Source organism: Acidovorax soli (assembly GCF_900107605.1).
In the GTDB taxonomy this organism is placed as follows: Bacteria; Pseudomonadota; Gammaproteobacteria; order Burkholderiales; family Burkholderiaceae_C; genus Acidovorax; species Acidovorax soli.
In genome coordinates, this window is sequence record NZ_FNQJ01000010.1 from 42,902 (window position 1) to 58,054 (window position 15,153).

The window sequence follows — 15,153 nt, forward strand, 5'->3', positions numbered from 1 at the left end:
GGTTCAGCGTCCTCCCGCGCGCTGGGGGGCCAGCACCAGAGCCTCGTCCGCACCGAACACATAGGCCTGGGCCGGGTTCAGGTGCAGGCGAATCTGTGCGCCCAGTTCAAAGTAATGCACACCGGTGAGCTGGGCCACCAGCTCGCCCCAGGGCGTGTCCACGTGCACAAAGGTGTCAGAGCCCGAAATCTCGGCCAGCTCCACCACGCCCTGCACTTCCACATCGCCCGGCCGTGACTGCACGCGCAGCGCACTGGCGCGCACGCCCACGGTGAGCGAGGCGCTGGCCGTGGGGGGCAAAGGCAGTGGCAGGACGGTGCCGTCGCTCAGGCGCACGCCGCCGTCCTGGCGGGTGGCGGTCATCAGGTTCATCGGCGGGTCGCTGAAAGCGCGCGCCACGCTCAGCGAATTGGGTGCATGGAACACCTCGGCCGTGGGGCCGTATTGCAGCAAGCGGCCTTCGTGCATCACAGCGGTGTAGCCGCCCAGCAGCAGGGCCTCGCCCGGCTCGGTGGTGGCATACACCACGGTGGATTGCCCGGCGGCAAACAGCTGGGTCAGCTCCTCGCGCAGTTCCTCGCGCAGCTTGTAGTCCAGGTTCACCAGGGGTTCGTCCAGCAGCATCAGCGGCGCGCCCTTGGCCAGCGCACGGGCCAGCGCCACGCGCTGCTGCTGGCCACCCGACAGCTCGGCGGGCAGGCGGTCCAGAAACATCTCGATGTGCAGGCGGCTGGCCAGTTCGCGAACGCGGGCATCGATGTTTTTCTCGCCGCGCAGCTTCAGGGGCGAGGCGATGTTGTCAAACACCTTCATCGAGGGGTAGTTGATGAACTGCTGGTACACCATGGCCACGTTGCGGTCGCGCACAGGGGTGCCCGTCACATCCTTGCCATCCACCAGCACGCGCCCCTGCGTGGGCACGTCCAGCCCCGCCATGATGCGCATCAGGCTCGTCTTGCCCGCCTGGGTCGCGCCCAGCAACACCGTCACGGCATTGCTTTGCAGCGCCAGGCTCATGTCATACAGCCAGGTCTGCGCCCCGACTTTCTTGCTGATGCTGTCCAACGCCAGCTGCATGAAGCATCCTCTTCCGCCCCTTGGGCCTGTGTGAAAGGACTGCGCACCTAAGCTGCAGCCCACAACTTTCGAACTTGTTCATTTTTGTTCTTTTTTGTTCGAATCGAATCAAGGTTTACCCTTAATGCATTCGTTTTTTTTCGCTTTACAGTCTTAAACGCTCCATCGACGCGCCGATCAGATATTTCAACTTTGTTACAAGTCGGTGACAACCCATGCACCCAGCCCCCCCCACCGTGAACACCAATCCCCGCCAACTCCAACTGCTTGAAGAAGTGCGTGCGCGCAAATCCGCCACGGTGGAACAGCTTGCCGACACCCTGGGGGTCACACTGCAGACGGTGCGCCGCGATGTGCAGCGCCTGGCGGAATCTGGCCTGCTTACCCGCTTTCACGGCGGCGTGCGCGTGCCCAGCTCCACGGTGGAGAACCTGGCCCACACCCAGCGCGAAACCCTGCACGCCGATGGCAAAGCCCGCATTGCGCGCGCCGTGGCCGAACAGGTGCCCAACGACTGCTCACTGATCCTGAACATCGGCACCACCACCGAGGCCATTGCCAAGGCGCTGCTGCACCACCGGGGCCTGCGCGTCATCACCAACAACCTGAATGTGGCCGCCATCCTCAGCAGCAACCCCGAGTGCGAGGTCATCGTTGCTGGCGGGGTGGTGCGCGCGCGCGACCGGGGCATCGTGGGCGAGGCGGCGGTGGACTTCATCCGCCAGTTCAAGGTGGACATCGCGCTCATCGGCATCTCGGGCATCGAGCCCGATGGCTCGCTGCGCGACTTTGACTACCGCGAGGTGAAGGTGGCGCAAACCATCATCGAGCAGTCGCGCGAAGTGTGGCTGGCCGCCGACCACAGCAAGTTCAACCGCCCGGCCATGGTGCAATTGGCCACGCTCAATCAGATTGGGCGGCTATTTACGGATGCGCCGCCGCCTGAGCCCTTCCCTGCCTTGTTGCAAGATGCTGGCGTCATCTGCACCGTGGCCGCCTGAAAGATGGAGTGCATCCCCCTGAGCCGCTTCGCGCCTTCCCCCTTCTCTCGAATTGCGATGCAATTCGGGAAGGGGGACACCGCCAGCGCTGCGGGGCGGCCCTTGCGCGGCGGTCACTGGCATCGGCTGCGCGCTTTCAAGGGCCAGCTCTCCAAGTTGGGGCCGAACTACATGCCTGACAAACCTATTCTTCTATGACCTACCTGCTCGCACTCGACCAAGGCACCTCCAGCTCCCGCAGCATCGTGTTCGATGAACGCGGCCACATCGTGGCGCAGGCGCAGCTCGAATTGCCGCAGATCTACCCCCAGCCCGGCTGGGTGGAGCACGACCCGCTGGAAATCTGGCGCACCCAGCTGGCCACCGCGCGCGATGCGCTGGCCAAGGCTGGCATTGCCGCCAATGCCGTGCGCGCCGTGGGCATCACCAACCAGCGCGAAACCACGGTGCTGTGGAACCGCAAGACGGGCCAGCCCGTGCACCACGCCATCGTGTGGCAAGACCGCCGCGCCGAACCCGCCTGCGCCCAACTGCGCGAACAGGGCCACGCAGCCACCATCCAGGCTAAAACCGGCTTACTGGTGGACGCTTACTTCTCCGGTACCAAACTGCAATGGATGCTGGACCATGTGCCCGGCGCCCGCGAAGCGGCCGAGCGCGGCGAGCTGGCCTTTGGCACGGTGGACAGCTGGCTGATGTGGAAGCTGACCCACGGCCAGGTGCATGTGACGGACGTGAGCAATGCCGCGCGCACCATGCTGTTCAATGTGCACACCAACCAGTGGGACGACGAGCTGCTGGCGCTGCTGCGCATCCCCAAGGCCCTGCTGCCCGAGGTTCTGCCCTCCGCCGCGCACTTTGGTGACACGGCAGCCGACCTGCTGGGTCACCCCATCCGCATCGGCGGCGTGGCGGGCGACCAGCAAAGCGCACTCTTCGGCCAGGCCTGCTTTACGGCGGGCATGGCCAAGAACACCTATGGCACCGGCTGCTTCATGCTGATGCATACGGGCAATGTCTTCCAGACATCACAAAACGGCTTGCTCACCACCAGCGCAGCGCAGGCTTCCCAGCAGCCTGAGTTCGCCATGGAAGGCAGCGTGTTTGTGGGCGGCGCCGTGGTTCAGTGGCTGCGCGACGGCCTGCGCGCCATCACCAACAGCAGCGAGGTGGAGTCCCTCGCCCAAAGCGTGCCCGATTCAGGCGGCGTGATGATGGTGCCCGCCTTCACCGGCCTGGGCGCACCCTACTGGAAGCCCGACGCACGCGGCACCATCACCGGCCTGACACGCGGCACCACGATTGCACACATTGCCCGCGCCGCGCTCGAAAGCATTGCCTACCAGAGCGCCGCGCTGCTACTGGCCATGAGCCGCGACGCCGTGGCCGCCGGTGGCGCCCCTGTGAGCGAGCTGCGTGTGGACGGCGGCGCCTGCGTGAACGACTTGCTGATGCAGTTCCAGGCCGACCTGCTGGGCATCCCGGTGGTCCGCCCCGCCGTGATCGAGACCACCGCCCTCGGCGCGGCTTACCTGGCGGGCTTGTCGAGCGGCGTGTACGCAAGCACCGACGAACTCTCGCACCTGTGGCGCGCTGACCGGCGCTTTGTACCCACGCTCAGCAACGGCCGGGCGCAGGAGTTGATGGCGAACTGGGAACACGCCGTGCGGCAAACCACCGCAGAGTGAACTCAAGTCGCGGCGGCGCTACCATCGTGGCCCCTGTTGTTGCCAACTTGCACATCCCATGAGCCAAACCGCCGCATCTCCATCCCTCCCCACCATCGCCTTCATCGGCGGCGGCAACATGGCCAGCGCCATCATTGGCGGACTGATCCACCAGGGCCACCCGGCCAGCCAGATCGAGGTGGTCGAGCCCTGGGCCGAGGCGCGTGAGGCACTGCGCAAGAACTATGGCATCGAAGCCCAGGCCGAAGCCGGCCCAGCGCTGCAGCGGGCACAGATCGTGGTGTGGGCCGTCAAGCCCCAGACCTTCAAGGACGCGGCCGCCCAGGCCAAAGCCCACACGCAGGGCGCACTGCACCTGAGCGTGGCCGCAGGCATCCGCTCGGACAGCATCGCCCAGTGGCTGGGCACCGAGCGCATCGTGCGCACCATGCCCAACACGCCCGCGCTGGTGGGCAAGGGCATGAGCGCGCTGTATGCCCGCCCCGCCGTCAGTGCGCCCGAGCGCCAGAGCATCGAGGCCATCATGGCCACGACGGGCGAGTTTCTGTGGGTGGATAGCGAGCCGCAGCTGGACGCCGTCACCGCCCTGTCGGGCTCGGGCCCCGCCTATGTTTTCTACTTTCTGGAAGCCATGACCCGCGCCGGCACCGACATGGGCCTGACGGCCGCGCAGGCCCACCAGCTGGCGGTTGGCACCTTTGTGGGCGCCTCAGAGCTGGCCCGCCGCTCCGACGAAACGCCCGCCGTGCTGCGCCAGCGCGTCACCTCCAAGGGCGGCACCACCTATGCGGCACTGCAGTCGATGGAGCACGACGCGGTGGCCGAGAAGTTCATGCAGGCCATGCAGGCCGCCCGCCAGCGCGCGCACGAGCTGGGCGACGAGTTTGGAAAATAAGCATCAAAACAGCCTTTAGCGCTTTATGGGTAAGCGCTATTAGCTATTTATTCAATAGCAAATCAACCCACCAAGCTGCTGCCCGCAATGCCGGCAAACAGCGTGAACCCCACCCAGTGGTTCATGCGAAACGCGCGAAAACACCCCTCGCGCGTGCGTGTGCGGATCAGCCACCAGTGCCACCCTACCTGGGCCAGCGCCAGGGCAATTGCTATATAAAAAATAGCACCTAGCGCAAGCGGGATAAGCGCTAGCACCCAAAAACCCAAGAATAACAGGTAGAACACCACAATGGCCGCCACATCAAAACGCCCGAGCGTGATGGCCGAGGTTTTCATGCCGATCTTCAGGTCATCATCGCGGTCCACCATGGCGTATTCGGTGTCGTAGGCCAGCACCCAAAACAGGTTGCCCAGCCACAGCAGCCACGCCATGGCCGGCACTTCGCCCCGCACGGCGGCAAACGCAATCACGATGCCGAAGTTGAAGGCAATGCCCAGCACCGCCTGCGGCATGGCAAAAAAGCGCTTGGTGAACGGATAAAGAATGGTCACCAGCAGCGCGGGAACCGACCAGGCCACCGCTGCCCAGTTGGTGGTGAGCACCAGCCCGAGCGAAACAAGGGCCAGCACCGCGCCCAGCGCCAGCGCTTCCTTGACCGAGACCTGGCCCGAGGTGATGGGCCGCTGCGCCGTGCGCTTGACGTGGCGGTCAAAGTCGCGGTCGGCCACGTCGTTGATGCAGCAACCGGCGCTGCGCATCAGGATGGTGCCCAGCACAAACACCGCCAGCAGATGCCAGCCGGGAAACCCGCCCGCTGCCACCCACAGCGCGCTGAGCGTGGGCCAGATCAACACCAACCAGCCGGCAGGCCGATTCCAGCGGATCAGGTCAAGGTACAGGGGAAAGCGGCTGCGCGGGGAAGGAGTCATGCTGAAACCAACGGAAAACAAACGAGAGCGGGCGACGAAAGGGCGGCAGAGGAAAGCGGCGAGCGCAGCCACCCGAACGCGCTGGCGGGCTTGCCAGGAAAAGGCGCTTTATACGCTACCCGGCAGCTGCGATGCCCAGGGCACATCAGCCCGGCCGGCGGCATAGCCGCGCAGAAACGCCACAATGCCCCGGTCCACTGCCAGCCGCTGGGCCAGCACACCGGCCTGCAACAGATCGCGTGATGCGCCAATCCCCGCCTGCACACCGCTGGCCTGCTGCAGCCAGCGCTGCGTGCGGGCGGGCAAGAGCGGGCACAAGGCCTCGATGTTGTAGCGCAGGCGCTTGGCCAGAATGCGCGCGCGGTGCTGGCTTTCGGCGTGGGTGCTGTCGCGCAGCGCCTTTTTCCATTGCGCATGCAGCCGCTGGATGCGCTGGCGCACCCAGCGGCGCACGGTTTTTCCGGGCAAACCCGGGCTGTCGCCCCAGGCCTGCGGCCGGGACATGTCGTCCAGCCACAGGGTGATGGCCAGCAAGTCGGAGCCCACCGCCGGCGCCTGCAACGCATGGCGCACCGCCCGGCGCTGCTGCACCGCGGCGTGGCGAAACGCCAGCTCCATGGCCTGCCAAGCCTGCATTCGCTCGGCGCACTCGGCCACAAAGGCGTTTTGCAGCGCGGGCAGGGTCTGGGTACACGCCACATCCAGGTCGCGCAACTCGCCCAGCGCGGTCAGCAGGGGTTGCAGCCCCTGCCACGAGGGCAACGCCTGCGCGGGCACGGCAGGCTTGAACAGGCGCACGGCGCCGCGAAAGCGCCGCCAGCCCACCCGGGCCTGGTGCACCAGTTCCGGATCATCGCAATGGCGCAAAGCGTTCAGGTTGGCGGTGAACTGGGCAAACATCTCGCCCAGCACGGGCTGCACCATGTGGTGCCAGGCGACGTCGCCGCCCAGTCGCTGCGGGCGAGCGCGCAGGGGGGTGTCCAGCGTGCCATCGCGCAGCGCGTGGCCGCGCTGCGCCTTGCTGGCCGCCAGCGGCAGCACGGCGATGTGCAGCGCGATGTGCCGCGCCAGATCGAACAGCGCGGTGGGCGCACCCGCCAGCAGCTCCAGCTCCAGCTCGCAAATCGGCACGCTGCGCTGTCCGCTGGTGATCTGCCCCAAGTCCAGTGCCACCTCGATCACACTGCCATCGCGCCGGCGCACCGTCCAGGCCGTGCGTTCAAATGCCGTGGCAAAGCACGGCTGCAGCGCGGCAAACACCGCGCCCTCGGGGTCCAGGCGTTGCCAGGGGGGCGCGGCCTGCAAAGCGGCCTGCACCAGCGCGGGCCCCGGCACCGGCACCTCCCACTCACCACGCAGGCTCAGTGCGGAATCACCGCCGTCGCTGGTCTTGAAGGTTTGCAGCCACTGCGGCGCGTCATCCCCGCCCACCCGGCGCAGGCGCAGGGCCATGCGTTGGGCGCGCAAGGCCTGCGCGGGTGTGTCGAAGTAGATGTTGTCCACCTGCTTGCGCACGGGCTTGCGGCGCGCCAGCGCTGGCAAACGCGCCAGTTGACGGGCCAGGCTAGCGGGGTCGGCCGTGGGCAGGGCCAGCTTGATTTCAAGCTCTGCACCCGGGCCGTGCTGGCTGGTAGAGGGCATGGTGTGTGTCTGGCCAGGTCACGGCGCCACGGTGAAGGTCCACTGCCAGAAATGAGCGCCGGCAGCAGACACGCCCCATGATCCAGCGAAGGGAATCAGTCTTCCAGCAAAGAGCGCAACATCCACGCGGCCTGCTCATGCACCGTCAGGCGCTGGGTCAGCAGGTCGGCCGTGGGCTCGTCGCTGGCCTTGTCGACCAACGAGAACAGGCTGCGCGCGGTGCGTGCCACGGCTTCATGGCCCTCGACCAGCACGCGCACCATGTCCAGCGCCTTGGGGGGCTTGCTGGGTGCGTCGGGCACGCTGGCGAGCTTGCCAAAATCGGCATACGAGCCCGGCGCCACATGGCCCAGCGAGCGAATGCGCTCGGCAATCGGGTCCACCGCATTCCATAGCTCGGTGTACTGCGTCATGAACATGGTGTGCAGCGTGTTGAACATCGGGCCCGTCACGTTCCAGTGGAAGTTGTGGGTGGTGAGGTACAGCGTGTAGGTATCGGCCAGCAGGCGCGACAGGCCCTGGGCGATGGCTGCGCGGTCTTTCTCGCTGATGCCGATGTTGATGGTGGGTGCCGAGGTTTTGCTGGAAGCTTTGGCCATGTCATTTCTCCTGGAAAGGGCGGGTTAAACAACGGCTGCGGGCGCCGGGAAACCGGCCTGCAGCGCAATGGCCCACTGTAGCGCAGGAAACCGTGCGCCCACGGCACAACCGCCGTTCAATACCTGTCGCAACGCCGATGCCCGATGCACGGTCGCATCAGGTCATGACAGCCGCGTGACGCCCGGCAGCTCGCAGGCATAAATGGCGTTGCGCAGCGCGGCAATGGCTTCGTAGCGCGTGAAACTGCGCCGCCAGGCCAGCACCACGCGGCGCGTGGGCGGCGGGCTGCCGTCTTCCTCGCGGATGGGGAGGTAGCGGATGTAGGTCTCGTCACTCTTGCGCCGGCGCGACACGGTCAGCAGCGCATCGCGCGGCACCGACAGGCGCGGCACCAGCGTCACCCCCATGCCGGCGGCCACCATGTGCTTGATGGTCTCCAGTGACGAGCCTTCGAACGACTTGCGAATGCCCTCGGCGTTGCTGGCAAAGCGCGCAAATTCTGGGCAGACCTCCAGCACATGGTCGCGAAAACAGTGGCCCGCGCCCAGCAGCAGCATGGTCTCGCTCTTGAGCTCGGCTGCCGTGATGGATTTTTGCGTGGCCAGCGGGTGCGTGCTGGGCACCGCCGCCATGAAAGGCTCGTCGTACAGCGGCGCCATGGCCAGCCCGGTATCCGGAAAAGGCTCTGCCAGAATGGCGCAATCGATCTCGCCGGTGCGCAGCATCTCCAGCAACTTGACGGTGAAATTCTCTTGCAGCATCAGCGGCATCTGGGGCGATCGCTTGATGGCCTGGCGCACCAGATCGGGCAGCAGATAGGGCCCGATGGTGTAGATCACCCCCAGCGTGAGCGGCCCGGCCAGCGGGTCTTTGCCGCGCTTGGCAATCTCCTTGATGGCCGCCGCCTGCTCCAGCACGCTTTGCGCCTGGCGCACGATCTCTTCGCCCAGCGGCGTCACCGTCACCTCGCCCGCGCTGCGCTCGAAGAGCTTCACATCCAGCTCTTCTTCCAGCTTCTTGATAGCCACCGACAGGGTGGGTTGCGAGACATAGCAGGCATCGGCCGCATGGCCGAAGTGCTTCTCCCGTGCCACGGCGACGATGTACTTGAGTTCGGTGAGGGTCATTGTGTGTTCCAACAGGCCGCGTCAGTGTTGATCGCAGCGTCTCATGCCTTGAGATAGTCTGATTTTCCACCCAACCAGCGCGCCACATGCCGGGCAGCCAACTCGGGGTGGCGGTCCAGCATCTGCGGGGCCAGTTCGCGCGCCCATTCGAGCAGGTGGGTGTCGGTGGCCAGGTCGGCAAAGCGCAGCAGTGCATCGCCCGACTGGCGCGCCCCCAGAAACTCGCCCGGCCCGCGGATTTCGAGGTCACGCCGTGCGATCTCGAAGCCGTCGTTGGTCTCGGCCATGGCGCGCAGGCGCTCTTTCGCCGTCTCGCCCACACGCCCGCTGTCGTTGGTGGCATACAGCAGCACGCAGGCCGAAGCGGCCGCGCCCCGCCCGACCCGGCCGCGCAACTGGTGCAGCTGCGACAGGCCAAAGCGCTCTGCGTGCTCAATCACCATGAGCGAGGCATTGGGCACGTCCACGCCCACCTCGATCACCGTGGTGCTGACCAGCACGCCCATCTGGCCGCTGGTGAAGAGCGCCATCACGGCCTTCTTCTCGGCCGTGGGCATGCGCGAGTGCAACAGGCCGACCATGTACCCGGGCAAGGCTTCGCTCAAATCGGCATGGGTGGCCGTGGCGTTGGAAAGGTCGAGCGCCTCGCTCTCTTCGATCAGCGGGCACACCCAGTACACCTGCCGCCCGGCCGCCACCTGCGCGCCGATGCGCGCAATCACCTCGTCCTTGCGGCTGTCGGCGATGAGCTTGGTGACGATGGGCGTGCGCCCTGGGGGCAACTCGTCGATGACCGACACATCCAGGTCGGCGTAGTAGCTCATGGCCAGCGTGCGCGGGATGGGCGTAGCACTCATCATGAGCATGTGCGGTTCCATAGCGACCACAGGCCCCCACGCTCCGCCGCTGCGCGGGTCGCTGCCCCCCGAGGGGGCTGCGTCGCCTTGGGGAGGCCCGGCGGCGACGCCCGCAGCCAGCTTTTGCCGCAGTGCCAGCCGCTGCGCCACGCCAAAGCGGTGCTGCTCGTCGATGATGGCCAGCGCCAGGTTCTTGAACTGCACCTGCTCCTGGATGACGGCGTGGGTGCCCACCACCAGGGCGGCTTCGCCGCTCGCCACCAGCGCCAGCATGGCGGTGCGTTCTTTCTTTTTTTGCCCGCCCACCAGCCAGGCCACACGGCGGCCGCGTGCGGCCAGCAGGGGTTCGAGCCAGCCGATCATCTTGGCAAAGTGCTGCTCGGCCAGGATTTCGGTGGGCGCCATCAGCGCGCACTGCCAGCCGGCGTCCATGGCCAGGCACGCGGCCAGGGCCGAGACCACGGTTTTGCCCGAGCCCACATCACCCTGCAGCAGGCGGTGCATGGGCACGGCGCGGGCCAGGTCGGCGGCAATTTCTTCGCCCACGCGGCGCTGGGCGGAGGTGAGGCTGAAGGGCAGCACGGCCAGCAACTGCTCATGCAGCGGCAAGGCGCCATCGGCGGCTTTTTGGGCGCGCAATACGGGCGCACGCAGCATGTCGCGTGCGCGGCGCGACTGCTGCTGCGACAGCTGCTGGGCCAGCAGCTCCTCGGCCTTCAGGCGCTGCCACGCGGGGTGGCTGTGGTCTTCCAGCGTGGACAGCGCCACATCGGGCGTGGGGTGGTGCAAAAAAGTGAGCGCCTCGCGCAGGCTGAATAAGCGCTGCAGGCCATTTTGGCTATAAACCTGCGTCACCGGCGGCTCGCAGCCGGACGGCAGGGTGTCCGACAGGTCCACCCGGCTCAGCGCGCCCACCACGGCCCGGCGCAGGTAGGGCTGGGGCAGACCGGCGGTGGTGGGGTAGACAGGCGTCAACGCCGCAGGCAGCTCGCCGCCCGCCACGCGGAACGCCGGGTGCATCATCTGCCGCCCCCAGAAGCCGCCCTTGACCTCGCCCCGGATGCGCAGGCGCGCGCCCACCGCCAGGGTTTTCTGGTGCGAGGGGTAGAAGCTGAAGAAGCGCAGCTCGCAACTGCCGGTGTCGTCCTCCACCTGCACCAGCAACTGACGACGCGGGCGTAGCTGAATCTCGCTGGCCGTCACCGTGGCTTCGATCTGCACCATCTGCCCGTCGCGCGCGTTGGCCAGCGGGGTGATGCGGGTTTCATCCTCGTAGCGCAGGGGCAGGTGCAGGGCCAGGTCAATGTCGCGGCGCAGCCCCAGCTTTTGCAGCGCCTTTTGCGCCATGGAGGCCCCGCCCTTGGCAGCCGACAGGGCAGGTGCCGGAGCGGCCGCTCGGGGAACGATTTTTGGGGCTGCGGGCATGAAGGGAAAAGAGACAGAAGAGCAAGAGACGATGACAGGCCAAAAAGGCTACCATGGTTGTCTTTGCTCACACCTTGTTACGGTGTTCTTTCGAACGCAGTGCTTTCGTCATGCTCAAGCGTATCCCCATCCAGCACCTCACCCTTGGCATGTACCTGCACGAGTTTTGCGGCTCGTGGATGGAGCATCCCTTCTGGCGCGCCAAATTCCTGCTCAAGGACCCCGAGGATCTGGCCCGCATCCGTGCCACCTCCATCCGCGAATGCTGGATCGACACCGACAAAGGCATGGATGTGGCCATCGGCACCGCCTCTATCTCCTGGGAAGAAGTTGATGCGCAGAGCGATACCGACTTCAGCGCACCAGAGAACACACCCCCACCACCGCAGGCCATCCCGCCGACGCCTGCCCCGCGCAACCACGCCCCCACAGACATTGACTCCGAGCTGCAGATGGCCGCGTTCATCTGCAGACAGTCCAAGGAAGCCGTCGTGTCGATGTTCAGCGAAGCGCGCATGGGCCGCGCCGTGGACACCCCCAGCGTCAAGAACCTGGTGCAAGACATTTCCGATTCCATCACCCGCAACCCCGATGCACTGATCAGCCTGGCACGCCTGAAAACGGCGGACGACTACACCTACATGCATTCGGTGGCGGTGTGCGCCCTGATGGTGGCACTGGCACGGCAGCTCAAACTCGACGACGAGCAAACCCGCGTCGCCGGCATGGCAGGCCTGCTGCACGATCTTGGCAAAATCGCAACGCCTATGGTCGTGCTCAAAAAGCCCAGCCGGCTCACCGATCAGGAATTCGATGTGGTGCGCAACCACTCCGCGTCGGGCTACCAGATTCTCAAGAAGAGCGGCAACCTACCCGAGGCCGTGCTGGACGCCTGCTTACATCACCACGAAAAAATGGATGGCACGGGCTACCCCGACAAACTGAAGGGCGACGCCATCAGCCTGATCGCCCGCATGACCGCGATCTGCGATGTCTATGACGCCATCACTTCCGATCGCCCGTACAAAAACGGCTGGGATCCTTCCGAATCGCTGCGCCGCATGGCCGAATGGTCGGGCCACCATCTGGACCCCCGGCTTTTCCAGGCGTTCGTCAAAAGCATCGGCATCTACCCGGTGGGCTCGCTGGTGCGGCTGACTTCTGGGCGCCTGGGCGTAGTGGTCGAGCAGGCCCCTGCAGCGCTCACCACCCCGGTCGTCAAAGTCTTCTTTTCGACCAAATACGACCTGCGCATTCCACCCGAACTGGTGAACCTGGCCGCGCCCTGCGCCACCGAGAAAATCGTGGCGCGGGAAGACCCCGGCCACTGGAATTTTCCCGACATGATCGAGCTGTGGTCGGGTTTTTCCGAGCAGGTCTGGTAGCTTTACGCCGCCAGCGGCCTGCGGTCGCACCGGCCGCCCGCCCCCAACGCCAGTCACGGGTTCGCCCAGGGTGACTGCAGGCTGCAGCTGGCTCAGCGATCTGTCAGCCCCGGTGAAGAAAAAGACTAATATGGTTGCTGATTGTTACGCCTTTTTGCCACCCATTCCAGCCAGCCACCATGCTCAAACGCATCGACGTGAAGCACCTCACCCTGGGTATGTACCTGCACGAGTTTTGCGGCTCGTGGATGGAGCATCCCTTCTGGCGCGCCAAATTCCTGCTCCAGGACCCCGACGACCTGGCCCGTATCCTGGCCACCTCCATCCGCGAATGCTGGATCGACACCGACAAGGGCGCGGACGTCGCTGTCGGCACCGCCTCGGTGTCACGTGAAGAGGTCGATGCACAGATCGAAACCGACTTCAGTCTGCTGTCGGATCTGCCCCCCATCGAGGTCACCCTGCCGACCCCGCCGCCTCCGCCCAAGCGCAACCGCCAGCCTGCGGACATGCAAAGTGAGCTCGAAATGGCGGCCGCCATCTGCGTGAAGTCAAAGCAGGCAGTGGTCTCCATGTTCAATGAGGCGCGCATGGGCCGCGCGGTGGATTCGGTGGGACTGCAGAGCCTGGTAGAGGAAATCTCCGATTCCGTGACCCGCAATCCGGGTGCGCTGATCAGCCTGGCCCGCCTGAAAACGGCCGACGACTCCACCTACATGCATTCGGTGGCGGTGTGCGCGCTCATGATTGCACTGGCAAAACAGCTCAAGCTCGGGGACGACCAGCAGCGGCTGGCCGGTTTGGCCGGTCTGATGCATGACCTGGGCAAGGCCGCCATTCCCCTGAAGGTGCTCAACAAGCCGGGCAAGCTCACAGACCAGGAATTCACCGTGGTCCGCAGCCACCCGGTGGAAGGCTTTCACATGCTCAAAGAGGGTGGCAATATCCCCGAAGCCGTGCTGGACGCCTGCCTGCACCACCACGAGAAGGTGGATGGATCGGGCTACCCCGACAAGCTCAAGGGCGATGGCATCAGCGTGATCGCCCGCATGACGGCCATCTGCGACGTGTACGACGCCATCACCTCCGACCGACCTTACAAGCGCGGCTGGGACCCCGCCGAGTCGCTGCGACGCATGGCCGACTGGACCAACGACCACTTCGACCCCCGGCTGTTCCAGGCGTTCGTCAAAAGCATTGGCATCTACCCGGTGGGCTCGCTGGTGCGGCTGACTTCTGGTCGCCTGGGCGTGGTGGTAGAGCAGGCCCCTGCAGCGCTCACCACCCCGGTCGTCAAAGTGTTCTTTTCGACCAAATCCGACCTGCGCATTCCAGCCGAGCTGGTGAACCTGGCCGCGCCCGGCGCCACCGAGAAAATCGTGGCGCGGGAAGACCCCGGCCAATAGAATTTCCCCGACATGAACGAGCTGTGGTCGGGTTTTTCCGAGCAGGTCTGGTAGGTTCGCGCCCAACTGTTTGCCCCACCCGAATGCTGCCCGTGCCCGCACTGATCACCCTCACCCTGAACCCCGCACTCGACCTGGCCACCACCATCGAACGCGTGGAGCCTACGCACAAGCTGCGCTGCGGCCCTGCGCAACGGTTTGCAGGCGGTGGCGGCATCAATGTGGCCCGCGTGCTGCACCGGCTGGGCAGCGATGTGCAGGCCTGGGCCCTGGTGGGGGGTGCCTCGGGCGCGCAAGTGCGCCAGTTGTTGGCAGACGAAGGTGTGGCCGCCGACATCCGCCCCATTGCGGGCGATACCCGGGAAAATTTTTCGGTCGTCGAAACTGCCACCGGCCAGGAATTTCGCTTCGTGCTGCCCGGCCCCACTCTGCAGACTGCGGAATGGCAGGCGTGTCTGGATGCCCTGGCCACAGTCACCGTGGCCCCGCGCTGGCTGATTGCCAGCGGCAGCCTGCCGCCCGGCGTGCCGGATGATTTTTATGCCCGGCTTGCACCCGGCGCCCGCGCACGCGGCACGCGCCTGGTGGTGGACACCTCTGGCCTGCCACTGGCCGCTGCGCTGCAAGCCGGCACCACCCTGGTCAAGCCCAGCCTGCGCGAATTGCGCGAGGTGCTGCGGCAGCCGTTGGAACACCCCGCGGACCAGTGCGCGGCCGCGCAAGCGCTGGTGCACTCTGGCCAGACAGAGATGGTTGCGCTATCGCTGGGGGCGCAAGGCGCCGTGCTGGCCACGCGCGATGGGGTGTGGCAGGCGCCAGCCCTTGACGTGTCCGCGGCCAGTGGAACCACGGGTGCGGGCGACTGCTTTCTGGCCGCGCTGGTCTGGTCACTGGACCGCGGCGCCCCCCCGCCTGATGCCCTTCGCTGGGGCATGGCGGCGGGCGCTGCCGCGCTGCTGGTGCCCGGCACAGCGCTGGCCCGGGCGACCGACGTGCACCGGCTGCAATCGCAGGTCATCGTGCGCGCATCACCGGTTTGAATGGCGTGGCCGGCGTGAGAACAGTGCGAACGGCGAGCTGGGCGCGGGCGCCCTTGTGCCCTCACGCACTGATCGGTCG

Annotated in this window: 12 protein-coding genes; 6 read left to right on the forward strand and 6 right to left on the reverse strand. The window is 66.0% G+C overall.

Going from position 1 to position 15,153, the window contains the following annotated elements; all coding sequences use genetic code 11:
* Positions 1-3: 3 nt before the first annotated feature.
* Positions 4-1,077 (reverse strand): ABC transporter ATP-binding protein, encoded by a 1,074-nt coding sequence (locus BLW02_RS09225; protein WP_092698015.1) that lies wholly within the window; start codon positions 1,075-1,077, stop codon positions 4-6.
* Between the two features lie 236 nt (positions 1,078-1,313).
* On the opposite strand from BLW02_RS09225, the gene BLW02_RS09230 reads away from it, so the two are divergent.
* The 3 genes from BLW02_RS09230 to proC all read left to right on the forward strand — a co-directional run bounded on the left by BLW02_RS09230 (position 1,314) and on the right by proC (position 4,661).
* A complete protein-coding gene (locus BLW02_RS09230) occupies positions 1,314-2,078 on the forward strand; it encodes a DeoR/GlpR family DNA-binding transcription regulator (protein ID WP_092698048.1) in 765 nt (254 codons plus the stop codon).
* Between the two features lie 194 nt (positions 2,079-2,272).
* Positions 2,273-3,766: a glycerol kinase GlpK gene (gene glpK / locus BLW02_RS09235; RefSeq protein WP_092698016.1), complete on the forward strand. Its 1,494-nt coding sequence runs from the start codon at positions 2,273-2,275 to the stop codon at positions 3,764-3,766.
* Positions 3,767-3,824: 58 nt separating this feature from the next.
* Positions 3,825-4,661, forward strand: a complete 837-nt coding sequence (gene proC / locus BLW02_RS09240) for a pyrroline-5-carboxylate reductase (RefSeq protein WP_092698017.1) — start codon at positions 3,825-3,827, stop codon at positions 4,659-4,661.
* A gap of 62 nt (positions 4,662-4,723) precedes the next feature.
* Here proC and ubiA read toward each other — a convergent pair whose 3' ends face one another.
* The 5 genes from ubiA to recG form a co-directional block, all read right to left on the reverse strand.
* Complete coding sequence (gene ubiA, locus BLW02_RS09245; protein WP_092698018.1) at positions 4,724-5,593, reverse strand: 4-hydroxybenzoate octaprenyltransferase; 870 nt, start codon at positions 5,591-5,593, stop codon at positions 4,724-4,726.
* 108 nt (positions 5,594-5,701) lie between these two features.
* Positions 5,702-7,234, reverse strand: a complete 1,533-nt coding sequence (locus BLW02_RS09250; protein ID WP_092698019.1) for a CYTH and CHAD domain-containing protein — start codon at positions 7,232-7,234, stop codon at positions 5,702-5,704.
* 95 nt (positions 7,235-7,329) lie between these two features.
* Positions 7,330-7,833 carry a Dps family protein gene (locus tag BLW02_RS09255; protein WP_092698020.1) on the reverse strand — a complete coding sequence of 168 codons (504 nt, stop codon included), beginning with the start codon at positions 7,831-7,833 and terminating at the stop codon, positions 7,330-7,332.
* A 162-nt stretch (positions 7,834-7,995) separates the two neighbouring features.
* Positions 7,996-8,961, reverse strand: coding sequence for a LysR substrate-binding domain-containing protein (locus tag BLW02_RS09260; protein ID WP_092698021.1), 966 nt, complete (start codon positions 8,959-8,961; stop codon positions 7,996-7,998).
* Between the two features lie 41 nt (positions 8,962-9,002).
* Positions 9,003-11,243, reverse strand: a complete 2,241-nt coding sequence (gene recG, locus BLW02_RS09265; protein WP_092698022.1) for an ATP-dependent DNA helicase RecG — start codon at positions 11,241-11,243, stop codon at positions 9,003-9,005.
* A 110-nt stretch (positions 11,244-11,353) separates the two neighbouring features.
* Here recG and BLW02_RS09270 point away from each other — a divergent pair, with 110 nt between their 5' ends.
* The 3 genes from BLW02_RS09270 to BLW02_RS09280 all read left to right on the forward strand — a co-directional run bounded on the left by BLW02_RS09270 (position 11,354) and on the right by BLW02_RS09280 (position 15,074).
* Entirely contained in the window at positions 11,354-12,628 is a 1,275-nt protein-coding gene (locus BLW02_RS09270; protein WP_092698023.1) for a cyclic di-GMP phosphodiesterase, read from the forward strand.
* A gap of 179 nt (positions 12,629-12,807) precedes the next feature.
* Positions 12,808-14,034, forward strand: coding sequence for a cyclic di-GMP phosphodiesterase (locus BLW02_RS09275; protein ID WP_092698024.1), 1,227 nt, complete (start codon positions 12,808-12,810; stop codon positions 14,032-14,034).
* A gap of 92 nt (positions 14,035-14,126) precedes the next feature.
* Positions 14,127-15,074 (forward strand): 1-phosphofructokinase family hexose kinase, encoded by a 948-nt coding sequence (locus BLW02_RS09280; protein ID WP_092698049.1) that lies wholly within the window; start codon positions 14,127-14,129, stop codon positions 15,072-15,074.
* Positions 15,075-15,153 lie beyond the last annotated feature (79 nt).

Coding starts and splice junctions, on each gene's coding strand:
- BLW02_RS09270 (WP_092698023.1), top strand. CDS start 11,354: ATGCTCAAGCGTATCCCCATCCAGCACCTCACCCTTGGCATGTACCTG.
- BLW02_RS09225 (WP_092698015.1), bottom strand. CDS start 1,077: ATGCAGCTGGCGTTGGACAGCATCAGCAAGAAAGTCGGGGCGCAGACC.
- recG (WP_092698022.1), bottom strand. CDS start 11,243: ATGCCCGCAGCCCCAAAAATCGTTCCCCGAGCGGCCGCTCCGGCACCT.
- BLW02_RS09255 (WP_092698020.1), bottom strand. CDS start 7,833: ATGGCCAAAGCTTCCAGCAAAACCTCGGCACCCACCATCAACATCGGC.
- BLW02_RS09250 (WP_092698019.1), bottom strand. CDS start 7,234: ATGCCCTCTACCAGCCAGCACGGCCCGGGTGCAGAGCTTGAAATCAAG.
- BLW02_RS09260 (WP_092698021.1), bottom strand. CDS start 8,961: ATGACCCTCACCGAACTCAAGTACATCGTCGCCGTGGCACGGGAGAAG.
- BLW02_RS09275 (WP_092698024.1), top strand. CDS start 12,808: ATGCTCAAACGCATCGACGTGAAGCACCTCACCCTGGGTATGTACCTG.
- glpK (WP_092698016.1), top strand. CDS start 2,273: ATGACCTACCTGCTCGCACTCGACCAAGGCACCTCCAGCTCCCGCAGC.
- proC (WP_092698017.1), top strand. CDS start 3,825: ATGAGCCAAACCGCCGCATCTCCATCCCTCCCCACCATCGCCTTCATC.
- ubiA (WP_092698018.1), bottom strand. CDS start 5,593: ATGACTCCTTCCCCGCGCAGCCGCTTTCCCCTGTACCTTGACCTGATC.